Here is a 22041-nt window from a genome sequence, read left to right as displayed (position 1 = left end):
ATGAGGCTGGTTACAGCTCAATCACATCAAAGTTCACTTCTGGATTGACGTCGGCCGCGTAGTCCACACCGCTCCAGCCAAAACCGAAGAGCTTCAGGAATTCATCCTTGTAACCCTGGTAGTCGGTCAGCTGCGAGAGGTTCTCGCTGGTGATCTGGGGCCACAAGTCACGGCAGGCTTGCTGCACATCATCACGCAGTTCCCAATCATCCATGCGAATACGCCCCTTCTCATCGGTAGGCGTAGCCTCGCCTGAGTAGAGACGGGTCCAGAACAGACGCTGGATCTGCTCCAGACACCCCTCGTGCAACCCCATCCGTTTCATGATCTGGAATGACATGGAGATATAGAGTGGCATAACCGGAATGGCGGCAGAAGCCTGGGTTACCACGGATTTGAGTACCCCCACATAGGCGGCGCCGCCCTTGGTGGCCAGCTTGGCGCCGATGGCGGCACTGGCGCGATCCAGATCTTCCTTGGCGCGGCCCAGGGTGCCATGCCAGTAGATGGGCCAGGTCAGATCGGTACCTATGTAGCTGTAGGCTACACTCTTGGCGCCGTCGGCCAGGACACCCGCCGCTTCCAGTGCGTTGAGCCACAGCTCCCAATCTTCGCCACCCATCACCTTGATGGTGCTGGCAATCTCTTCCTCATTGGCCGGTTCAACCTGAGCCTCGACGATCACATCCTTGTTGGTGTCGATGGCCGTGGTCTTATAAACCTCACCAATCGGCTTCAAAGCGGAGCGGATCACCTCACCCGTATCCGGCAGCTTACGTACCGGCGAAGCCAGGGAGTAAACCACCAGATCAATCTGCCCCAGATCGGCCTTGATGAGTTCAATTACCTGATCACGGCACTCGTTGGAGAAGGCATCGCCATTGACACTCTTGGCATACAAACCCGCCTCTTTGGCGGCCTTGTCAAAGGCGGCTGAATTGTACCAACCCGCACTACCGGTTTTCTTGTCACTACCGGGCTTCTCGAAGAAGACACCGATAGTGGCGGCATCAGAGCCGAAGGCCGCCGTGATGCGGGAAGAGAGGCCATAGCCGGTAGAGGCACCGATCACCAGCACACGCTTGGGACCGTGTTCCAGTTTGCCTTTACTCTTGATATAGGCGATCTGTTGACGCACATTGGCCTCGCAGCCGGCCGGATGAGTGGTGGTGCAGATAAAGCCACGTACCTTGGGGGTAATGATCATGGTCGGTTCTCTAGTCGGTTTTGGAAAAAACGAGTCAAATCATACACGATTAGCTGCCACTTGTGATGTCGGATCTGTTGCGTCGCAGAGCGGGCTCCCTATAATCCGCCTATCTCTAGCTCTTTTGACTCTCCGGCAGCCATGTATCAGCTCAGACCCTACCAGCAGCAGGCTGTCGATGCCGTCATTCGTCACTTCCGCAAACGCGCCGAGCCAGCCCTATTGGTGCTACCGACAGGCGCGGGCAAGAGCCTAGTCATAGCCGAGTTAGCCCGTAAGGCTAAGGGGCGCGTGCTGGTGCTGGCCCACGTCAAGGAGCTGGTAGCCCAGAACCATGCCAAGTACCAGGCCCTGGGTCTGCAGGAGGGTGTACAGGCTGATCTCTTCTCCGCTGGCTTGGGTCAGAAAATCAACCAGCGTCGGGTAGTCTTTGGCTCCATTCAATCGGTCGCCCGCAATCTGGATGCATTCATGGCGCCCGTCTCCTTGGTGATCATCGATGAGTGTCACAGAGTAGGTGAAGAGGATGAGAGCCAGTACCACCAGTTGATGACCCACCTGCGCCAGCAAAATCCCGGACTCAAGGTCCTGGGATTGACCGCCACCCCCTACCGACTGGGTCTGGGCTACATCTACAACTACCACTATCGTGGCATGGTTCGCACCACCGAGCCGCGTTTCTTTGCCGAGTGCATTTTCGAGCTCCCCCTGCGCCAGATGATACGCGAAGGCTATCTGACGCCTCCGCGCCTCATCGATGCCCCCGCCGTCCACTACGACTTCAGCCAGCTGCAGCCTAGAGAGAATGGTCTGTTCAGCGACGTGGATATAGAGAGGGAACTCAAACGCCAGGCCCGGGTCACCCCCCATATAGTGCGGCAGATCATCGACTATGCCGCCGAGCGCCAAGGCGTCATGGTCTTCGCCGCCACGGTCGAACATGCCGGAGAAGTGACCGGCCTGCTGCCACCCGGTGAGGCGGCGCTGATCACCGGTGCCACCCCCCTGCCCGAACGGGATAGGCTGATAGCCGAGTTCAAAGCGCGTCAGCTCAAGTATCTGGTCAATGTGGCCGTACTGACCACCGGCTTTGATGCTCCTCATGTGGATTTGATTGTGGTACTGCGGCCGACCGAGTCCCTCTCCTTGTACCAGCAGATCATAGGTCGCGGCCTACGCCTGAGCGACCACAAGCACGAGTGCCTGATCCTCGATTACGCGGGTAATGCCTTCGACCTCTTTGCCCCCGAAATAGGTGAGCCCAAACCTGCTGCCGACACAGTGCCCGTCCAGGTGCTCTGCCCTGCCTGTGGCTTTGCCAATCAATTTTGGGGTCGATTGGATATTTATGGCCAGGTGTTAGAGCATTTTGGTCGGCAATGTCACGGTTTTTTTGAAGATGATGGTGGACATCGAGAATTTTGCGACTATCGTTTCCGGTCTAAAATTTGTGGTCACTGTGGCGCGGCCAATGACATTGCCGCCCGCCGCTGCCACAGCTGCGATGAGCTGCTATTTGACGCCGACGATCAGCTTAAGGCCGCCCTGGCACTCAAGGATGCCAAGGTGATCCGCTGCGCCGGCATGACACTGCATCCGGAACGCAAACAGGGCCGCATCTTGCTGCGGGTCACCTATCATGATGAGGAGGGTGCCGAGCTGAGCGAGCGCTTTGCCTTCGATACGGCAGGCAGCTTGCAGCGCCTGAACCAACACTTGATCGCCCGTCACTGGCGGGCACCGGGGCTAGCCCCCCAACTGGTTACGCTAGAGAGCGTGCTCGATGCCGAGCCGCAGTTGCGCCATCCCGACTTCGTGATTGCCCGTAAGCAGGGGCATGTTTGGCGCATTACCGAGAAAATTTTTGATTATCAGGGCCGCTTTCGTACTGCTTATGCCCTGTAAGAGGTTTATATGAAATTATTATCCACCCTGCTCCGTCCCGCCCTGCTTCTGGTTTCCCTCTGTGGTGGTGCCACGGCAACCGCCTCCATTCCGGTACCAGAAGGCGCCCGCGTGGCCATCGCCTATAAGGTGCCCGGCCAGAGTACGATCCAGGGAGTCCACACGGATGCCTTCATGATCCCGGCCTCCACCCAGAAGGTTTTGACCGCTACCGCCGCCTCGTTGTTTTTGGGGCCCGACTGGCAATTCAAGACTCGACTGCTCGCCGCCCAGGGCGCCATGGCGCAGGCCAAAGCCAGTGGCGGCGTACTAAATGGCGATCTGGTCATCGAATTTAACGGCGCCCCGGATCTGACCCGCCAGGCCCTCATCAACCTGCTGGCCTATGTACGGCAACAGGGGGTCACCCAGATCAATGGCAATCTGCTGCTGGATGTGAGCAACTACGCGGGCTACGACCGAGGCAACGGCTGGTCCTGGAACGATCTGCCGGTTTGTTTCACCGCCCCGGCCTCGGCGGTGATCATAGATCGCAACTGTGTCTTCGCCGAGCTCAAGGCCGACAACGTGGGTCAACTGGCACAGCCGATGATCAAGACAGGCCAACCCATCACCATCACCAGTGCAGCTCAGGTGGTGACACTCAACGACTACTACTCGGGCTGCGAGCTGGAGGTAAACCTGGACTCAGGTAACAACTACCATCTAACCGGCTGCATCCCAGCGCAAAAAGGTAAGCCCTGGCCCCTCTCTTTTGCGGTACAGGACCCCACCATCTGGGGCATCAATATCTCGGGGTGGGCCGCCAAGAGGGCGGGCCTCAACGTGACGGGTAAGGTGCTATCGGTGCGCAAATCCCCCGCAAATCTGGTGGAGATTGCCCATGTGCCTTCCGCCCCCCTAAGCAAGCTGCTGGATCGCATGCTGAAAAAGTCCGATAACCTGATCGCCGACAGTCTGGCCCGCGCCCTGGGGCATCTCTATTTCAAACGTCCCGCCAGCTATGCCACTGGCGCCGATGCCATCCGCGAGATACTGCGCACCAAGGCGGGCATCGATCTGGGCTCGGCCCTGCTGGCCGACGGCTCGGGTCTTTCGGCCCATAACCTCATCAAGGCGAGCCAGATGCTGGAAGTGCTCGATTTTATCGCCCGCAACGATGCCCAGCTCCAGCTTATTGCAAAGCTGCCGGTTGCAGGCATGAGCGGCACCCTGGGCTCGCGCGGCAGTGTGCAGATGCCCCCCCTGGTCAAGAATGTCACCGCCAAAACAGGTACACTGCAAAATGTCTCCAACCTGGCAGGGTTCATGACCACAGCCTCGGGCCAGCGCAAGGCATTTGTGGTGATGGTCAACGGACTCACCTTCCCCCCCAAGGTGCGCCAGGCGTTGAAAGCACACCGCATTGCCTCCCCCCACTACAAGTTTGAGCGCGCCGTGCTGGAGCAGATCTACCGCGAGCAACCGGTGCAGATCAGCGACTGACCGCCATTGTCAGGGGCCTACGGGCCCCTTGACGCGTAAACTCGCGCTCCCACGCCGCCCACAGCCGCACGCCATCCCCGCTTTTTCCGGCAGACGATCCCGCCATGACAAGGGCTCTGCACCAGTACAGCACACCCAGCAACAGATCCACATTAGTTGAAAATTTCAATAATCAGCCTGAAATCTGGTTTTATATTTGTCATAAAGACACTTTTATCGCCACTCACACTAAAAAAATAACCTCACTTGACCGTTGTCACACGGGCGATGAAGGGGAAGAATAGAGGGCTTCGGAGGCGACCGGACGGCCCCTCCCACGGCATTACAGAGGCACAGATGTATTCAATCGACAAATCCCACAAGCTGGACAATGTCTGTTATGACATTCGCGGCCCGGTCCATAAAGAGGCCCGCCGCCTGGAAGATGAAGGCCACCGCATTCTCAAGCTCAACATAGGTAATCCTGCCTCCTTCGGTTTTGATGCCCCGGAAGAGGTGATCAAGGACGTGGTGATCAATATCGCCCAGGGCCAAGGCTACTGCGATTCCAAGGGGCTGTTTGCCGCCCGCAAGGCCATAGCCCAGCACTACCAGCAAAAAGGGTTACGCAAGGCCGATGTGGATGATATCTACATAGGTAACGGCGCCTCCGAGCTTATCGTCATGGCCATGCAGGCCCTGCTCAACAATGGCGACGAGATGCTGGTCCCCGCCCCCGACTATCCCTTGTGGACGGCGGCCGTCACCCTCTCCGGTGGCCATCCGGTGCACTACATCTGCGACGAACAGGCGGAGTGGTATCCCGATCTGGATGACATCAAGAAGAAGATCACTCCCAAGACCCGGGGCATAGTGCTCATCAACCCCAACAATCCCACCGGCGCCGTCTACAGCACAGAGTTTTTGCTGGAGGTGATCGAGGTGGCCCGGCAGAACAAACTCATCATCTTTGCCGATGAGATCTACGACAAGATCATCTATGACGATATCGCCCACCACAGCATCTGTACCCTGTGTGACGATGTGCTGGTCGTGACCTTTAACGGTCTCTCCAAGGCCTATCGCGCCTGCGGTTTCCGCCAGGGCTGGATGCTGGTCAGTGGTCCCAAGCAACATGCCCGCGGCTACATAGATGGGTTGGAGATGCTGGCCTCCATGCGGCTGTGTGCCAACGTGCCCATGCAGTTCGCCATCCAGACCGCCCTGGGCGGCTATCAGAGCATCAATGAGCTGATCCTGCCAGGCGGCCGTCTGCGTGAGCAGCGGGATCTGGCCTGGGAGCTGATCAACGAGATCCCCGGGGTCTCCTGCGTCAAGCCCAAGGGGGCGCTCTACATGTTCCCGCGCCTGGATCCCAAGGTCTATCCCATCAAGGATGATCAGAAGCTGGTATTCGATCTGCTGCAACAGGAAAAACTGCTGCTGGTACAGGGGACCGGCTTCAACTGGCCGACCCCGGATCACTTCCGTCTGGTCTTCCTGCCACAAAAGGAGATATTGCAAGACGCCATCGGCCGCCTGGCTCGTTTCCTCAAGCAGTATCACCAATAAACCAGCACCAACGCGAACATCCGAGGCAGCCCATGGCTGCCTCGCTTTTTTGTATGTTACTGTGCCCGATTTACCGCCTGTATCGACGAAAATCACAGGCTCTAACAAGGAGCGACCATGACTGAACTTAGCCACTTCTTTGCCCACCTCTCGCGGATGAAACTCATCTACCGCTGGCCCCTGATGCGTAATGTACAAAAGGAGAACATCAGCGAGCACAGCCTGCAGGTAGCCATGGTGGCCCATGCCTTGGCGCTGATTGAAAACCGCAAGTTCGCCGGCCAGCTCAATCCGGAGCAAGCGGCCCTGATGGCGCTCTACCACGATGCTACCGAGGTGTTGACTGGCGATCTCCCTACCCCGGTGAAATATCACAACCCGGCGATCGCCCATGAGTATAAAAAGATCGAGAAGCTGGCCGAGCAACGCCTGCTCAGTATGCTCCCCAGCGAGTTCGTGGATGACTTTCGCCCCCTGCTGGACTCAGGCGCCCAGGATCCAGCCCATGTGCGCGTGGTCAAGGCCGCCGATACCCTCTGTGCCTACAGCAAGTGCCTGGAGGAGCTCTCGGCGGGTAACCATGAATTTGAAGTGGCCAAGCGCCGTCTGGAGAAGATGTTGCAGGAGCGCATGACCCCGGCAGTCAGCTACTTTCTGGAGGTATTTATGCCCAGTTTTGCCCTGACCCTGGATGAGATGAATCCCAGCGCCGAATAAATATACAACTACCCCAGCTAGAGCATTGATAAAGTACTAAATAGCAATTCGTGGCATAAGTAATTAATGAAAGTGTCATTTATATCGGTCAGCATGCCGCCCATGATGGCAAAGTGTGATCTGGGTTGTAGTTGAAAAATGATGATGACTGTAAATGCGCGTTACCGACTTGGGGTTGGCATAGCGACTCTGCTGGTTGTGATTGGGCTATTTTTTTGCTGGCGCACGGGCCAAGTCTACGATGCCCTGCGGCTGGAGTGGCTGCAACGCCTGCAACAGGTTCCCGGCATGGCGGTCACCTGGCTGGATGAGGATCGCGGCCTGTTTCATCGCCAGAGTCAGATCCATCTGTGCGTTCTGGACCCGGAGCGCATCCTGAGCTCGGAACAACTGCCGCAGCTCCCCTCGCATCTGCAAGCCCTGTTGCGCCACTCCGGAGTAGTGGATCTCTATGTCAGCCTGGATACCCTGGTACTCCCCGGCCAGTTGCGCGGCCAAGCCGAGTTGCGGTTTGACCAGGGCACCCCAGCCGAGTTGGTGGCTCAGGGTGATCTGACCCCAACCCGCCAGCAGCTCTCCTGGCAAGTGGGTGGCTGGGATAAATTGCTGCAATTTGAGCTGGTCAGCGAAGGGTTGCAGCTGCACAAACCCAATATCAGCTTTACCCTGCAACCCTTTAACCTCCAACTGACACAACGACCCGAGCAGCGGGAACTCAACTGGCAAATTCCAGGTATACAACTGGAGTATGCGCAACGGGTGGTGGAGCTAAACGGCATAACAGGCCAGCTGGGGCTTAAACAACACCAGACTAACTGGTTGATGCCCAGCCTAACGTTCGGCCTGGAGAGCGCACGGATCACCTCCACCCTGGAACAACTCGATCTGCAAAATCTCTCAGTGCAGACATCAGTCCATGCCAACAAACAGGGTCTGCTCTCGCTGGTAGACACCGACTGGCAAGGGGCTTTGACCGCCATTCGCTACCAGTCTGCCTCCAGCCATATTCCGTTGATCCTCAACGATGTGCAGCTGGCACTGCAATTGGGGGGGATAGAGCAGCAGGGGCTGCGTCAGTTGTTCAACGAGTTGAGCCAACCCGGCGGCAATAAACAACGGATATTGCTCGCCATCAACCGCATCACTCGCAGTGGTTTTGCCATCAATCTGGATCGGCTGGCGCTACGACTTTACCAGGGTGAGTTCAGTGCCAATGGGGCGCTAAACTCCCACCCCTTTGATGTTGTCCAGCTACAAAACGTGGCCTCACTGCGCTCTTTGTTGCAGGGCAGTCTGAACGTGAAGGCGAACCAGGCCTTGGCCCAGGCTCTGCTGCCCCAGCAAGAACAACTGCTGGCCATGCAACAAGCCGGCTTTCTGACCCTGGATCAAGATAGCGCCGGCAATATCAACAGCCGCCTGCGTATGGTCAATGGCAAACTCTCCGCCAACGGCGTGGCCCTGCCCTGGTGATAGGCTAACTCAGAGTAATCAAGACGGGGGCTGGGTCAACCCCTGCAAGATGGCACAATCCGCCACCGTACTGCTGGTTTGGCAACGTTGGCGCAACTGCTCCAGTTGTTGCGCCAACTGTTGCAGCGAGCCGATCTGCTGATAAAGCCGAGCCAGGTGCTGATCCAGCAACTGGTTGACAGCGCAGCACTCTTGCTGGGGTTCCGCCCGATAGGCTTGCAGTGTGCGGATCTCGGCTAGACTGATCCCCAAAGAGCGACAATGGCGGATAAACTGCAGCTCTCCTAGCAGGGTCACATCATACTGCCGATAACCGGATTGGCTGCGAGCAGGAGCCGGCAGCAAACCTTCACGCTCATAGTAGCGGATGGTTTCCACCTCGCATTCGGCTTTACGGGCCAGTTCTCCAATCTGCATCGAGACTCCTGAGGTACGACAACGATTATGCTTGACCCTGAAGTTACTTCAGGGTTTCTACTTAAGGCAAGTTGTTCTTTACTTCGGAGCCCACCATGCCCTCCTCCACTTCACCTGTGCGTGGCCCCTGGCGGCCCGTGCGAAAAATCGCCGGGACAAGCACCCGCCCCACCGTGGCACCAGGGCAAGTCACGGCCTGCTGCCAGGGATTCTGCGGTGGCAGCGAGCGCACGTCATCCCCGCTTTCCCCGCTGGCCGGCGCTCATATCACTCGCTTGCATATCACCCAGATGGACTGCCCGGTCGAGGAGCGGCTGATCCGCAAGCAACTACAGCAACTGGTTGGCGTGGGCGAGCTGCAGTTTGATCTGCTCTCCCGCATACTGCAGGTGGAGCACACCCCGGAGGCACTGCCCGAGATACTGCAAGCCATCCGGGACCTGGGCTTCACCCCGCAACACAACGGTGAGCCCCAGTCTACCGCGACCCAAACTCGTTACCCGGCCTGGTTGCCGCTTGGGATGGCGGGTGGCGCGGCCCTGGGCGCCGAACTAAGCCACTGGCTCTGGCCCCAGCTACTGTGGCTCAGCCCCCTGCTAGCGCTCCTGACCCTACTGCTGTGTGGCACCACCACCTATCGCAAAGGGTGGCTGGCACTGCGCCATCGGGATCTCAACATTCACGCCCTGATGACCCTGGCGGTCAGCGGCGCGCTGGCCCTGGGGCAATGGCCCGAGGCCGCCATGGTGCTCTTTCTGTTTGCCGTGGCCGAGCGGCTGGAGTCTGCTTCGCTTACCCGAGCCAATCAGGCCATCACCAGCCTGCTCAAGCTGGCGCCCAACCAGGCACTCCTCGTTACCGCAGAGGGGCGCACCACCCCCATGCCGGTGAGCGAGGTTGCCATCGGTGCTCATATCCGTATTCCCCCCGGCAGTCAGATCCCGCTAGATGGCTTGGTGGTCAAGGGCCGCAGCAGCGTGGATGAGTCTTCATTAACCGGCGAGAGTCTGCCGGTTGAAAAAGGGGCGGGAGCACGTCTGTATGCCGGAACCCTCAACCAGCAAGGGGAGCTGGAGTGCCAGGTGACCAGCCTGGCCAACGACTCCACCCTGGCGCGCATCATTCGCGCCGTTGAGAGTGCTCGGCAGAGTAAGGCGCCCATCCAGCAGACCATAGATAGCTTTGCTCGCCTCTATACCCCGTTAGTGATGGGGTTGGCCCTGCTGATGGCCCTGCTCCCCCCTCTGCTGTTCGAGGGGAGCTGGAGTGTCTGGCTCTACCGTGCCTTGGTGGTACTGGTCATCGCCTGCCCCTGTGCCTTGGTGATCGCCACCCCGGTAACCCTGTTGAGCGCCCTGGCCTGGGCCGCCCGCCAAGGGATAGTGATCCGCGGCGGCGCCTATCTGGAGCAGGTAGCCCGGCTGAAAGTATTAGCATTGGATAAGACAGGTACCTTGAGCCAGGGGCGCCCCAGCCTGCGGGAGGTAAACTGGGGCCCCGCTACGCCGCAGCAACAAGCCGCCTGGTTATCTTGCGCCGTCACCCTGGCCCAGCGCTCCCATCATCCGCTGGCCCAAGCCATTGCTGGTCACTTTGACGTGCCTCCCGTGGCATTCGATGAGTTAAACGAACAAGCCGGACTCGGCATGAGCGCCAGCCAGGGGCAGCACCGTTATCTGCTCGGCTCCCGGCGTTGGTTGGATGAGCTCGGGGTCACACTGGAGGCTATGCCCCCGCAGGCGTTAACGAGCGAAGTGCTGTTGGCCCGCCACGACAGTCAGGGTTATCAGCTGCTGGCGCAATTTTGTCTGCACGACCCGCTCAAGAGCGAGGCTCAATCTGCCATGACCAGGCTGCAGCAACAGGGCATCACACTGCTGATCCTCTCGGGGGATCAACCCGCCCTCACCCAGCGCTTGGCGCAACAGTTTGGCATAGCGCTGGCCCATGGCGGTCTGAGGCCGGAGCAGAAGCAGGCTCTCATCATGGCCCAGCAGCAACAACTGGCAGGGCGTGGAACGGTCGGCATGGTGGGGGATGGCGTCAACGATGCACCGGCATTAGCCCAAGCAGACGTGGGCATCGCCATGGGGCTAAGAGGCAGCGACACAGCCATAGAGACAGCCCCCATCACACTGCTAAGCGATGATCTCCACAAGTTACCCCAACTGGTGAGCCTGTCACGCCGGACCTTACGCGTGCTCAAGCAGAATATACTGCTGGCCCTCGGCATCAAAGCCGCCTTCTTGCTGCTCACCCTGCTTGGCATGGGCTCCCTGTGGTTGGCCGTATTTGCCGATATGGGCACCAGTCTGTTGGTGATAGGGAATGGTCTGCGCCTGTTGCGTCACAGAGAACTCACCGCCAGCTCGGCCGAGCAGTCGTCCAGTTAAGCCCAGTACAATACGGTTCAGTTCAGCTCACATCAGCCTCATGGTCAGCGGGCGGAGTCAGGGCCTGAAACAACCCCAGGGTGATCTGCCGGGCGATCGCGTGATCGACAATAGGCGGGGGATAACAGGCCGCTTGCCCCTGGGCCTGTAGCCAGGCGTGGGGGCTATGCAGCTGTTTGAGTGGTACCAGAGCCAGCTCGGGCAGATAGCGACGAATAAACTCGCCTGAGGGGTCAAACTTCTGACCCTGAGTGGTCGGATTGAAGATACGAAACCAGGGGGCCGCATCGGCGCCAGTACCCGCCGACCATTGCCAGCCACCATTGTTGGCCGCCAGCTCGCCATCCAGCAGTTGTTGCATAAAGTAGCGCTCACCCCACCACCAGGGCTGATGCAGATCCTTGCACAAGAAGGAGGCGACTATCATCCGCAACCTATTATGCATCCAGCCCGTCTGGTTCAGGCAACGCATGGCCGCATCCACTATCGGGTAACCCGTCTGCCCGGCACACCAGGCGGCAAAGCGCGCCGCATCAGGCTGCCAAGCCAGCTGCGCCATGGCGCGTTTGAAGGGTTCCCCCTTCGCCAGGCGCGGCTCTCGAGCCAGCAGATGCTGGTAGAACTCCCGCCAGATAAGCTCATTTAACCAGGCAAAGCCCGGCTCGCCACGCTCTAATGGCAGATGACCCAATGCCGCCTGCATAGCCGCCAGACATTGACGCACCGACAGCGCCCCCATGGCCAGATAGGGCGAGAGCTGACTGGTGGCCGCCAGGGCAGGGAAATCGCGCAGCTCACCATAGGCGCTGAGCTGGTGCTGGGCAAATGCCCACAGCCTCTGGCGGATGGCCCGCTCGCTTACCGGCCACCCCTCGCAGGAGAGCTTGGGGTAGTTGAGGGAAATGGGGGCCCAGCTCAGTTCAGGCCCGCCTTGGGCCTGAACCGCTGGCGCCATTGCGGATCCTTGCTGGCTCAAGCGTGCCAACCAGGCCCGACTAAAGGGGGTAAACACCTGAAACATGGCCCCTGCTCCAGTATTGATCTCACCCGGCACAAACAGGCAACGTTCATCAAACCAGTGACAGGGGATGCCCGCCGCCGTTAATTGATGATCGACCAGCCGATCGCGCCGCACCTCATCCCAAGGCAGCTCCCGATTGGCAAACAGCGCAACCTCTGATGACGTCGACCGCGCCGTTAACCAGCCCAACAGTTGGGCTGGTAGCTCGGCAAAGCTTGGCACCTCCAGCAGATGCAACGGGATAGCCAGCTGCGCCAGCTCCTCTCCCAGGCTATTGAGTCTGGACTCCAGCAACTGAGCCCGGCGCGGTGCCAGATGGTGGGCGTGCCACTGGCTCGGGGTGGCAATAAACAGAGTCTCCAGGTGTGCGCCGGTCTGATGCGCCATCCGCTGGGCCGCCGCCAGAGCCGGGTTGTCGTGGATCCGGAGATCCTGACGAAACCAAAACAGCACTCTCATCTGCAGCACCCTCCACTATGATTCGCTTCACAGGCCATAACGCAGGGCCAGCTCTTCTGGATAAGGGTTGAGATAGACCTGCTGCTGCAGGTAAGCATTGGGGTACTCACGCAAGTAGTGACGCAACAGGGTCATGGGAGAGAGCAGCGGCAATATGCCCCGCCGGTACTTGTCTATGGTGTCATGGAACTCGGCCTTCTGGGCTGCACTCAGCTCCCGTTTGAAGTACCCCTGCAGGTGCTGCAACACGTTAGTGTGATTCTTGCGGCTGGCACGCAACTTAAGTGCCGCCATCAGGCCAATGGCATAACGCGCCACCACATGCTCCAAGGGTAGATCAGCCATCACCGCCAGATAACGCCCCAACTCCTTGTAAGCGCCCGGATGGTGAGCCAGGAGCAGGTATTTATAGCGCGAGTGAAAGGCGATGAGCTTGCCCCGGCTGATGCCGCTCGCCAGCAACTGCTGCCAGTCGTGGTAGGCGTAGACCCGCATCACGAAGTTTTCCCGCAGCTGAGGATCGTTCAAACGACCATCCTCCTCCACGGGCAACAGGGGCAGGCGCTGCATCAGGGTGCGAGCATAGAGGCCGACGCCCTCCTTGGCCCCTCCCGCATCACCATACAACCGCACCCGCTCCATGCCGCAGCTGGGGGACTTGGCACAGAACAGATAACCGCTCAATTGACCAAGCTGACTACTCATCTGCTCGCTATAGGCCAGCAGAGGAGCCGTCACATCGAAGCTGCCATCGCTGGCTTCCACATGCACCCCATCAGCCCGTTGCACCAGACGTATGGTGGGCCTGGGTACGCCCAGACCTATCGCCACCTCGGGGCAGATAGGCAGAAACTCAAAATAACGACTCAACTCCTGCTGGCAAAAATCGGCCCGCTTGTGGCCGCCATCGAATCTTACCTTTTGTCCCAGCAGGCAGGCACTGATCCCCACCTGGATTGCGGCTGTCGAGACGGATCTCATCTTTGCTCTCCCATTGCTCGAGGTATCCCTAAGTTAACCATACGCGCAGATGACAGAAAAAGATCAGCACTTGCTCAAATGAACCACATTGGCGCCCCAATTAGAGGCTAACGCTCAATAAGCGCACGACAAAAAGAGCCAATTGCATCAAATCAATCGAAAAACCGAAGAATGTCGTATGGATTCAAGTTGGTACACTCCTTGAATATCTAGTTTATGTCGTTGCTTTGCCGAGAGTGAGATTTGGCTGGCACCACAAGCCTGTCATGCTGTAGTCACATCTTGTTGGCAGGCTTATAGCACTGAGTATCAGTGCGATATGAATTCATCAAACTGGAGAAGAGACCATGACTTCGATCGAGAGTAACTGGGGATTAGGCACAACCTGGGCCATAGGCATAGCAATTGGGGCCGGCGCCCAGGCGATGCTGCAACTTCTCGGCAGCACCCTGACTCAATTCTAGTGTCACCCCGTGTCTTACGCATACTCAATACCCTTTCGCTCAACCGGTCGGCCTCGTCTGCTGACCGGTTTTTTTTATCTGTTGTGACAGCCAAAATGGGTATAACTGTCACCATTGACAGAGGATCTCGCGCTGTTTTGATCGGTTTCATATAGCATACAGATTACGATTTGTTATTCTCGTCACATAAAAATGAGCGCAGGGATACGCACACATGAGCACGGCAACACCGCAAGTATGGGAAGTCACCATACAGCACCAAGAGTTGAATAAGTCTCGTCAAGTCCGCGGCACCAATCACTACCTGGTCGAGCAAAAAGCCGCCTTACAACTGGCCGTATGGAACAATGGCTGGAAAAAGCGCCAGTCAGCAGAGCGTAGAAGACAAGAGCAGGAGCTTTCGGTACGCAATAAGGCTGACAGCCTGGCTCTGGCCGTGAGAAAAAACGAGGATGCCGAAAGAGTTCTACACAAATTGGCCAACCTACTCCCGTTATCTCTTGCCTCGGCCAGCCACAGAGAGACCCACTCACTGTGGCAACATCTCTTGGATCAGAGTGAATTTACCCTGCCCCGCCCTGCCGAACCCAAACCACAACCCCTGCCCGAAGCCCCCCAGGAAAACGACGTAAGATACCAACCCACGCTGAGCTTCCTTGACCGCAAAGTACGTTCATTCAGGGAGCAAAAGGAGCAGGAAGCCAAGCAACTCTTCCAGCAAGACCATGAGAATTGGCTGCACAACACGCAGCATATAGAACAACAAAACCAGCGGTTGGCCACTGGCTATGCCGACCGGCTCACTGCCTGGGAAGAGCGATGCCTAGCCTTTGCCAGCCAGGTCGAGGCCAACAACCAGATAGTGGCCAAACAGCAAGCCCGCTACCAGGCCCATGAGCCGGATGCCATCATGGACTACTGCGACCTGGTGCTCACCCTGCTGCCACAACCCTATGAGGCACCAGGAACATGGACGCTGAATTTTCTTGCCAAGAGCAAGACCCTGGTGCTGGATTACACCCTGCTCCCGGCCAATAATCTGCCCAAACTCAAGGCGGTCACCTATGCGGCCGAAAGCAATAGTCTGAACTCTGCGTACCTCTCCAGTACAGAGCAGCAGCAGCTCTATGCCGACTTATTCTTTCAGCTACCGCTGCTGATTTTGCACGAGCTGTTTCGAGCCGATGTGGGCCAGGCACTAACCTCCATAGTGTTTAATGGGTGGGTGACCAGCCAACCCCAGGTTTGCGTGATGTCGGTGCAGGCAGACAAACAGCACTTTATGTCACTGGATCTGCGCACCCAAGATGCCAAAGCGCTCTTTGCGCAACTATCTGGCCACTTCAGCTCGCCACCCCATGCCGCCAACCCGGTGACACCGCTACAGCAAGTCGACAGCAGTGGCTGGACTATCACCACTATCAGGTGAGAGCCCGAACCCATGTAAAAACGCCCGGCAGCACACACGGCAGATGCGCAGACTAAGCTCAGCTGCCCATGAGAAAATATGGGGTCAACTGGGCAAATGGTGTAGCATTTAGCGTTAACAATGGGTTTAGCGCTAGGCAAGCCAGCATCCTCACCCCGTCCCATCAGCGCACTGTGCTATGCAAAGGAGTACACATATGAGTCATCATGAAGAAGGGCAAGAAGCGTTCTGGGAACGCGCCGACGAAGTCATTACCCTGGCTAATCAGCAGAGTGAAACGGCCGACAATGATGAAGTAAACGCCTCCTTGCTCTACGCCACCGCTCGCTTCAATGCCTTCCTTGTGGCGGCCTCTGCCGACACGGCTGAAGAGCTCAAGTCTGGCAAAGAGACGGCCGTGGCCTACTTCACCGAGCAGTATCGCAACCAACTCATCGAGCACCTGGATGAGTACATAGAGAACTTTGACGAATACAATGCCTGAGTCCTCTCACCATCAGAAACAACAAGAGCGCCCATAATGGCGCTCTTGTTGTTTCTGAATCCATAGCGAAATGGACAAACTCAGCCCCCTCGCCAACTAACTCATAAATCGAGCAGACCATTGGCAGCACTGATGAGTGACAGTACAGAGGCGGTGATGATGTTCTCATCGATGCCCACGCCATAACGGCTCTCCTTGTTTCCGGCCTGATTAACCAGTGAGGCTTCGATAAAGGCACTGGCCCGGGCATCACCACCATGAGGACTTTTGCCCATGGAGCGCTCCTCGTAACTTTGTACCTGCAGCTGGATGTCCAACTGTCCCAGGGCATGAATGGTGGCATCAATGGGACCGTTGCCGACCCCCTTGAGACTATATTCATTGCCTTGATAAGTGAGGTTCAACGTGATCCCCTGCTGTTTACCCTCCTCGAACAGATGATGGCTCTGATAAGCAATGGGGGCCTGTTGATGGAGATATTCATCGCCAAAGAGCTGCCATATGGTCTGCGGAGTAATCTCGCCACCGTGACTGTCGGCATGACGTTGCACCCGGGCCGAGAAGGCAACTTGCAGACGGCGGGGTAATACCAGGCCGTACTCCTGCTCCAGCAGGTAGGCGATCCCCCCCTTGCCGGATTGGCTGTTGACGCGGATCACCGAGTCATAGCTGCGTCCCAGATCCGCCGGATCCACAGGCAGATAGGGCACCTGCCAGATGGCCTTCTTTTGCTGGGCGGCGAAGCCCTTCTTGATGGCGTCCTGATGGGAACCCGAAAAGGCGGTAAAGACCAGATCCCCAGCGTAAGGGTGACGTGGTGCCACGGGTAACTGGGTACAGTGCTCCACAGTGCGGGCGATGCGATTGATGTCGGAAAAATCCAGCTCGGGATTGACCCCCTGGCTGTAGAGATTGAGTGCCAGCGTCACCAGATCCACGTTACCAGTACGTTCGCCGTGGCCAAACAGACACCCTTCCACCCGATCGGCACCCGCCATCAACCCCAACTCGGCGGCGGCCACCGCAGTACCACGATCATTGTGGGGGTGCAGACTCATAATGATGCTATCGCGGCGCGCCAGATGACGGTGCATCCACTCTATCTGGTCGGCATAGACATTCGGGGTACTCATCTCTACCGTTGCTGGCAGATTCAGGATCACCTTGTTTTGCGGGGTTGCGCCCCACTCGGCGGTCACCGCATCGCAGATCTCCAGAGCAAAATCGAGTTCAGTGGCACTGAAGGTCTCAGGGCTATACTCCAGCACCCACTCGGTTTGCGGCATGGTGGCGGCGATGTCGCGGATCTGGCGTACTGCGGCCAATGCCATTTGCTTCACCTCGGCCTTACTCATGGTAAACACCATGTCGCGGAAAGGCTCGGAGGTGGCGGTGTAGACATGGACTATGGCACGGCGGGCACCACGTAACGCTTCCATGGTGCGTTCAATCAAGGGGGCGCGAGCCTGGGTCAGCACCTCGATAGTCACATCCTCAGGGATATGGCCACCTTCGATCAGACCACGCACAAAATCGAATTCGATCTGCGAAGCCGCCGGAAAGGCCACTTCAATCTCTTTGAATCCCATCTGGCAAAGCATCTGGAAGAGTTGCATCTTGCGCTCGCCATTCATCGGCTCGAACAACGACTGGTTGCCATCCCGCAGATCGGTACTCATCCAGATGGGAGCCTTTTCCAGCACCTTGTTGGGCCACTGGCGATCGGGCAGGGCAACAGGGGCAAAGGCGGCATACTTGCGATCTGGTTGGGCGATCATAGGGAACAACTCCATGGGTATCTTGGTTAACACAAGGTTAACCAAATACCGACGCCATTGCTTTGCGTATTACCCCAACAGCGGACGAAGATTTAGTGATTTATGTCCAGATACTGTTTTTTATTGCAATAACTCACTCACAAATTCGCAAGTGTTTAGGAATTGACCTGATATGTTACTGGCACACCAGGGCGCTGTTCCCTAATCGTGTTGGTCATCAACGATGGGGATTAACGGCGTGTCGGCGTAAGGTCGTCTCTATGTCGCACGAGATGTCGCACGAGATGCCGCACAAGCACCAACACATAACAGGAACAGCCCCCCTACCCCGCCTCACTCTCGCCAGGTTTGCCCGACATTAACTGATTGGCCATCTGGCTAACGGCCAGCACGGCAGGATGCGTCAGGCGTCGTTCCAACGAGATGGCATAGTAGCTAACCTCTACCTCCTCTATTCGCCCGGCCAACTCCACGCCGTAGTGACGGCATACCTCATCGAGGATCACCTCGGGCACAGGGAAGAGGCCGACCCCTGCCTCGCCAAAGGATTTCATCAGGGCTGTGTCGTCAAACTCCCCCACCACATGGGCGCCCAGCTTCTTCTCCTGTAGCCAGCGTGCCAGCGGGGCGCTTTGGGCCGCATTGGCGCCGGGTAGCAAGAGGGGTAACTCCCGCAGGGCTTGGGGAAAATCGGCGCGACAAGGGCGAGCCAGTTCGGCTGTGCCCACCAGCACCAGTGAGCAGCGACCCAGCAGATGACTATACCCCTTGACCCCCACCGAGGCGGGGAGAGGCCGATCCGAGATCACCAGATCCAGATGATGGAGTGCCAGCTCGGCAAAGAGTTTCTCTGGTTTCTCTTCATGACAAAGCAGACGTACCGGTTGAGATAGCGTCAGTGCAGGGGCTAACAAGCGATAAGCGATGGACTTGGGCACCGCATCGGTGAGGCCGACCCGCAGAGCCAGCTCGCCTTGGCGCCCGGGATTGTGCAAGAGCGCCTCCAGCTCATTGCCCAGCATAAAGATCTGCTCGGCATGAGGCAGGGCCAGCTTACCGGCGGCGGAGAGCTCCATCCTGCGGCCGGTTCGCACAAAGAGCGCGGTGCCCAGGGTGCGTTCCAGCTCGCTGATCTGGCCGCTCAGGGTTTGCGGGGTCAGGTGCAACTGCTCGGCGGCGCGGGTGACACCACCTAACTTGGCAACCTGCCAAAAGTAGTAAAGCTGCTTGTAATTGAGCATCAATCATCAGTCTATACCGAATATTTCACCAATTATATTCGATTATTTCTGACAAATAACCCCTGTTACACTGCGACCATGCTGAGATAAGCAACTGCTGTGTGCGGCACGGCAAGTACATGGTGGGGGTTTATAACGTGACACTGGATCCGGTCATACTGTTTTTTCTGCTCGGCCTGCTGGCCGGGCTGGTGCGGGCCGAACTGCGGTTACCTGCGGCCATCTATGATTTTCTGAGCATGCTGTTGCTACTCACCATTGGTCTCAAGGGCGGGATAGAGCTGGCCAAGGCCGATCTGTGGCAACTGGTGCCACAATTGTTGGGTGTCCTGTTGCTGGGATTCTTGTTCCCCCTGCTGCTCTTTCCCCTGCTACGCCTGCTGGGCCGGGTCGATCGCGCCAATGCCGCCTCGCTGGCGGCACACTATGGCTCGGTCAGTGTGGGTACCTTTGCCGTGGCCGTCGCCTTTCTCGGCCACCAGGCCCTGGAGTATGAATCCTATATGCCGGTGTTTGTGGTGATACTGGAGGTTCCGGCCATAGTGGTGGGCATACTCCTGGCCCGTGGTCTTAATCGGCAGACCCGTTGGCGAGCCATGAGCCATGAACTCTTCTGTGGCAAGGGGGTGGTACTGCTCACGGGGGGTCTGCTGATTGGCTGGCTCTGTGGCGAGGCGGCGATTGCGCCGCTCAAACCGCTCTTCTTCGACCTTTTCAAGGGCGTGCTGGCGCTGTTCCTGCTGGAGATGGGGCTCATTACCGCCAGCCAGATTGGCTCCCTGCGCCGTCATGGCCTGTTTATCATGCTATTTGGCATTCTTGCTCCCCTGCTGGGGGCGCTGATAGGTGGCATTCTGGCCCTGCAGCTCGGCTTCTCTACCGGTGGCACCATGCTGTTGGCCACCCTGGCGGCCAGTGCCTCCTATATCGCCGTCCCTGCGGCCATGCGTATGGCGGTGCCGGAGGCCAATCCTGGCCTTTCACTGGCCGCATCGCTGGGTGTCACCTTTCCTTTCAACGTGCTGGTGGGGATACCTCTGTATCTTTCCTGGGCGCAGTGGCTCCATCAGGCCGGAGGTTAATCATGCAAGCCGTATATCGACAACTGGTGACCATCATCACCGAAGCGGTACTGGAGAGTGAACTTACGCGTCAACTGGAGCAGTTGGGTGCCCGGGGTTACACCATAACGGAGGCGCGAGGCAAGGGCAGTCGCGGCGTCCGCGATGCTGGTTGGGATGAGGTGCGTAATATCCGCATCGAAGTGATCTGCGAAGAGGCGGTGGCCGAGGCCATCATGGACCATCTGCAGGCCCACTATTACGACAACTTCGCCATGGTGATCTTCAGCAGCGAGATCCGGGTACGGCGGGCAAACAAATTCTAGCGACAAGTTCGAGTAAAGAAAGGAAGGCAAACGTGGTAACAGAGAATGGTGCAAAGGCACTGGTTGGCATCATCATGGGTTCGCGCTCGGATTGGCAGACCATGTCGGCGGCAGCGCAAATGCTCGAAGAGCTGGGTGTCCCCCATGAAGTACGGGTCGTCTCGGCGCACCGCACGCCAGATTTGCTCTTTGAATATGCCGCCACGGCGCAGGAGCGGGGATTGGAAGTGATCATCGCCGGGGCCGGTGGCGCAGCCCATCTGCCGGGTATGGTGGCAGCCAAGAGTCTGCTACCCGTGCTGGGTGTTCCTGTCGAATCCAAGGCCTTGAGTGGCATGGACTCCCTGCTCTCCATAGTGCAGATGCCCAAGGGTATTCCGGTAGGCACCCTGGCCATAGGTCAGGCCGGGGCGGCCAATGCTGCTCTGCTGGCAGCCAGTATGCTGGCCAATCATAATCCTGTCTTGCGTCAGGCTCTGGCGGATTTTCGTCGCCAGCAGACAGAGCAGGTGCTGGCTCAACCCGATCCGAGGCTGGAAGTATGAAGCTGCTGATATTAGGTGGTGGCCAGTTGGCGCGTATGCTGGCCCTCGACGCCGCGCCCCTTGGCATTGAGTGCCAGGTTGTGGACACCCACGCCGAGAGTTGTGCCGCACAGGTTGCCCCCTTTAGCTGCCGGGACTGGTCAGTGCCGTGGGCGCTGGATGATCTGCTGGCCTGGGCCGATGTGGTGACCTATGAGTCAGAATCCATTCCGGTAGCGCTGCTGGATAGTATTGCTAGCCAGGTAGCACTCTATCCGCCGGTGCGCGCCCAGAGCCTGTGCGGCGATCGGCTGGTAGAGAAGCGCACCCTGACGGGTCTGGGTATTCCTGTGGCTGCCCATCGCGAGGTGAACTCTTTTGCCGAGCTGGAGCAGGCGGTGGCTGAGCTGGGGGCTACCTCTATCCTCAAATGGCGCACCCAGGGCTATGATGGCAAGGGACAGTGGCGACTGAATGAGCAAAGTGATCTGGCCGCCATCTGGCGAGCTGCCGAAGCTCGTCCCTCCATTGTCGAAGCCATGGTGCCCTTTAGCCGGGAAGTCTCGCTGGTGGCGGCGCGAGGTCGCAGTGGTGAGGTGGTCTGTTATCCGCTGACCGAAAACAGCCATCGCCAGGGCATACTTCATAGCTCGCGCCCGCTGATGTCAGATCCGCTGCAGGCTCAGGCCGAGCAGTATGCCCATACCCTGCTGTCGGCGCTGGAGTATGTGGGCGTGCTGGCCATCGAGTTCTTTGTTCACGAAGGGCGCCTGATAGCCAACGAGGTGGCGCCACGGGTACATAACTCGGGGCACTGGACCATGGAGGGGGCCCAGACCAGCCAGTTTGCCAACCATCTGCGAGCCGTGACTGGCCTGCCGCTTGGTTCTGCGGCGCTGATTGCGCCTACGGCCATGTTGAACCTTATCGGCCAGTTGCCTGATCCCCGGCAAGTTCTGGCCCTGTCTGATGCTCATCTGCATCTATACGGCAAACAGGAGAAGGCAGGCCGCAAACTGGGTCACCTTACCCTGCGCAGCGTCAGCAGTGACTCCCTGCAGCGACAATGGGATCAACTGCAGCAACTGCTCCCTGCCGCCAGCTAGGAGCAAGCCCATCAATAGG

General features: G+C 58.2%; 18 protein-coding genes. 12 read left to right on the top strand and 6 right to left on the bottom strand.

Annotated elements, in window-relative coordinates:
- Positions 1 to 10 precede the first annotated feature (10 nt).
- The gene (gene fabV, locus ACZYTD_RS11780; RefSeq protein WP_463892239.1) at positions 11 to 1207 is read right to left on the bottom strand and encodes an enoyl-ACP reductase FabV; all 1197 of its coding nucleotides are present in this window, start codon (positions 1205 to 1207) and stop codon (positions 11 to 13) included.
- A 141-nt stretch (positions 1208 to 1348) separates the two neighbouring features.
- Here fabV and ACZYTD_RS11775 point away from each other — a divergent pair, with 141 nt between their 5' ends.
- The 5 genes from ACZYTD_RS11775 (at position 1349) to ACZYTD_RS11755 (ending at position 8338) form a co-directional block, all read left to right on the top strand.
- Positions 1349 to 3112, top strand: a complete 1764-nt coding sequence (locus ACZYTD_RS11775; RefSeq protein ID WP_463892237.1) for a DEAD/DEAH box helicase — start codon at positions 1349 to 1351, stop codon at positions 3110 to 3112.
- 9 nt (positions 3113 to 3121) lie between these two features.
- Complete coding sequence (gene dacB / locus ACZYTD_RS11770) at positions 3122 to 4597, top strand: D-alanyl-D-alanine carboxypeptidase/D-alanyl-D-alanine endopeptidase (protein WP_463892235.1); 1476 nt, start codon at positions 3122 to 3124, stop codon at positions 4595 to 4597.
- A gap of 336 nt (positions 4598 to 4933) precedes the next feature.
- Positions 4934 to 6148, top strand: coding sequence for a pyridoxal phosphate-dependent aminotransferase (locus ACZYTD_RS11765; RefSeq protein WP_463892233.1), 1215 nt, complete (start codon positions 4934 to 4936; stop codon positions 6146 to 6148).
- 117 nt (positions 6149 to 6265) lie between these two features.
- On the top strand, positions 6266 to 6865 hold the full coding sequence (yfbR, locus tag ACZYTD_RS11760; RefSeq protein ID WP_463892232.1) for a 5'-deoxynucleotidase: 600 nt from the start codon (positions 6266 to 6268) through the stop codon (positions 6863 to 6865).
- A gap of 138 nt (positions 6866 to 7003) precedes the next feature.
- Positions 7004 to 8338 carry a YdgA family protein gene (locus ACZYTD_RS11755; RefSeq protein WP_463892230.1) on the top strand — a complete coding sequence of 445 codons (1335 nt, stop codon included), beginning with the start codon at positions 7004 to 7006 and terminating at the stop codon, positions 8336 to 8338.
- 18 nt (positions 8339 to 8356) lie between these two features.
- On the opposite strand, the gene cadR is transcribed toward ACZYTD_RS11755, so the two are convergent.
- Positions 8357 to 8755, bottom strand: a complete 399-nt coding sequence (gene cadR / locus ACZYTD_RS11750) for a Cd(II)/Pb(II)-responsive transcriptional regulator (protein ID WP_463892228.1) — start codon at positions 8753 to 8755, stop codon at positions 8357 to 8359.
- 95 nt (positions 8756 to 8850) lie between these two features.
- On the opposite strand from cadR, the gene ACZYTD_RS11745 reads away from it, so the two are divergent.
- Positions 8851 to 11148 carry a heavy metal translocating P-type ATPase gene (locus ACZYTD_RS11745; RefSeq protein WP_463892227.1) on the top strand — a complete coding sequence of 766 codons (2298 nt, stop codon included), beginning with the start codon at positions 8851 to 8853 and terminating at the stop codon, positions 11146 to 11148.
- A gap of 22 nt (positions 11149 to 11170) precedes the next feature.
- Here the strand turns inward: ACZYTD_RS11745 and phrB are convergent, their stop codons facing one another.
- Together phrB and ACZYTD_RS11735 are read right to left on the bottom strand one after the other, a co-directional pair.
- A complete protein-coding gene (phrB, locus tag ACZYTD_RS11740; protein WP_463892226.1) occupies positions 11171 to 12628 on the bottom strand; it encodes a deoxyribodipyrimidine photo-lyase in 1458 nt (485 codons plus the stop codon).
- Between the two features lie 27 nt (positions 12629 to 12655).
- Positions 12656 to 13609: a YbgA family protein gene (locus tag ACZYTD_RS11735; protein WP_463892224.1), complete on the bottom strand. Its 954-nt coding sequence runs from the start codon at positions 13607 to 13609 to the stop codon at positions 12656 to 12658.
- A gap of 678 nt (positions 13610 to 14287) precedes the next feature.
- Here ACZYTD_RS11735 and ACZYTD_RS11730 point away from each other — a divergent pair.
- A complete protein-coding gene (locus tag ACZYTD_RS11730; protein ID WP_463892222.1) occupies positions 14288 to 15502 on the top strand; it encodes a hypothetical protein in 1215 nt (404 codons plus the stop codon).
- 196 nt (positions 15503 to 15698) lie between these two features.
- Positions 15699 to 15986 carry a DUF3144 domain-containing protein gene (locus ACZYTD_RS11725; protein WP_463892219.1) on the top strand — a complete coding sequence of 96 codons (288 nt, stop codon included), beginning with the start codon at positions 15699 to 15701 and terminating at the stop codon, positions 15984 to 15986.
- Between the two features lie 101 nt (positions 15987 to 16087).
- On the opposite strand, the gene leuA is transcribed toward ACZYTD_RS11725, so the two are convergent.
- Positions 16088 to 17764, bottom strand: a complete 1677-nt coding sequence (leuA, locus tag ACZYTD_RS11720) for a 2-isopropylmalate synthase (RefSeq protein ID WP_463892218.1) — start codon at positions 17762 to 17764, stop codon at positions 16088 to 16090.
- Positions 17765 to 18087: 323 nt separating this feature from the next.
- Positions 18088 to 19005, bottom strand: a complete 918-nt coding sequence (gene nhaR / locus ACZYTD_RS11715; protein WP_463892217.1) for a transcriptional activator NhaR — start codon at positions 19003 to 19005, stop codon at positions 18088 to 18090.
- Between the two features lie 119 nt (positions 19006 to 19124).
- On the opposite strand from nhaR, the gene ACZYTD_RS11710 reads away from it, so the two are divergent.
- The 4 genes from ACZYTD_RS11710 (at position 19125) to ACZYTD_RS11695 (ending at position 22022) form a co-directional block, all read left to right on the top strand.
- Positions 19125 to 20087, top strand: coding sequence for a sodium-dependent bicarbonate transport family permease (locus ACZYTD_RS11710; RefSeq protein WP_463892293.1), 963 nt, complete (start codon positions 19125 to 19127; stop codon positions 20085 to 20087).
- A gap of 2 nt (positions 20088 to 20089) precedes the next feature.
- Positions 20090 to 20392 (top strand): P-II family nitrogen regulator, encoded by a 303-nt coding sequence (locus ACZYTD_RS11705; protein WP_463892215.1) that lies wholly within the window; start codon positions 20090 to 20092, stop codon positions 20390 to 20392.
- Between the two features lie 74 nt (positions 20393 to 20466).
- A complete protein-coding gene (gene purE, locus ACZYTD_RS11700) occupies positions 20467 to 20937 on the top strand; it encodes a 5-(carboxyamino)imidazole ribonucleotide mutase (protein ID WP_463892291.1) in 471 nt (156 codons plus the stop codon).
- A complete protein-coding gene (locus ACZYTD_RS11695) occupies positions 20934 to 22022 on the top strand; it encodes a 5-(carboxyamino)imidazole ribonucleotide synthase (protein ID WP_463892213.1) in 1089 nt (362 codons plus the stop codon). Before purE ends, ACZYTD_RS11695 begins: the two co-directional genes overlap by 4 nt.
- The last annotated feature ends 19 nt before the right edge of the window (positions 22023 to 22041 follow it).

Source organism: Pseudaeromonas sp. HNCC25DJ180 (assembly GCF_055413345.1).
The sequence above is the reverse complement of the archived record's forward strand: the minus strand, read 5'-3'. Positions and strand labels throughout refer to the sequence as shown.

Coding starts and splice junctions, on each gene's coding strand:
- fabV (WP_463892239.1), bottom strand. CDS start 1,207: ATGATCATTACCCCCAAGGTACGTGGCTTTATCTGCACCACCACTCAT.
- ACZYTD_RS11775 (WP_463892237.1), top strand. CDS start 1,349: ATGTATCAGCTCAGACCCTACCAGCAGCAGGCTGTCGATGCCGTCATT.
- dacB (WP_463892235.1), top strand. CDS start 3,122: ATGAAATTATTATCCACCCTGCTCCGTCCCGCCCTGCTTCTGGTTTCC.
- ACZYTD_RS11765 (WP_463892233.1), top strand. CDS start 4,934: ATGTATTCAATCGACAAATCCCACAAGCTGGACAATGTCTGTTATGAC.
- yfbR (WP_463892232.1), top strand. CDS start 6,266: ATGACTGAACTTAGCCACTTCTTTGCCCACCTCTCGCGGATGAAACTC.
- ACZYTD_RS11755 (WP_463892230.1), top strand. CDS start 7,004: ATGATGATGACTGTAAATGCGCGTTACCGACTTGGGGTTGGCATAGCG.
- cadR (WP_463892228.1), bottom strand. CDS start 8,755: ATGCAGATTGGAGAACTGGCCCGTAAAGCCGAATGCGAGGTGGAAACC.
- ACZYTD_RS11745 (WP_463892227.1), top strand. CDS start 8,851: ATGCCCTCCTCCACTTCACCTGTGCGTGGCCCCTGGCGGCCCGTGCGA.
- phrB (WP_463892226.1), bottom strand. CDS start 12,628: ATGAGAGTGCTGTTTTGGTTTCGTCAGGATCTCCGGATCCACGACAAC.
- ACZYTD_RS11735 (WP_463892224.1), bottom strand. CDS start 13,609: ATGAGATCCGTCTCGACAGCCGCAATCCAGGTGGGGATCAGTGCCTGC.
- ACZYTD_RS11730 (WP_463892222.1), top strand. CDS start 14,288: ATGAGCACGGCAACACCGCAAGTATGGGAAGTCACCATACAGCACCAA.
- ACZYTD_RS11725 (WP_463892219.1), top strand. CDS start 15,699: ATGAGTCATCATGAAGAAGGGCAAGAAGCGTTCTGGGAACGCGCCGAC.
- leuA (WP_463892218.1), bottom strand. CDS start 17,764: ATGATCGCCCAACCAGATCGCAAGTATGCCGCCTTTGCCCCTGTTGCC.
- nhaR (WP_463892217.1), bottom strand. CDS start 19,005: ATGCTCAATTACAAGCAGCTTTACTACTTTTGGCAGGTTGCCAAGTTA.
- ACZYTD_RS11710 (WP_463892293.1), top strand. CDS start 19,125: ATGGTGGGGGTTTATAACGTGACACTGGATCCGGTCATACTGTTTTTT.
- ACZYTD_RS11705 (WP_463892215.1), top strand. CDS start 20,090: ATGCAAGCCGTATATCGACAACTGGTGACCATCATCACCGAAGCGGTA.
- purE (WP_463892291.1), top strand. CDS start 20,467: ATGGGTTCGCGCTCGGATTGGCAGACCATGTCGGCGGCAGCGCAAATG.
- ACZYTD_RS11695 (WP_463892213.1), top strand. CDS start 20,934: ATGAAGCTGCTGATATTAGGTGGTGGCCAGTTGGCGCGTATGCTGGCC.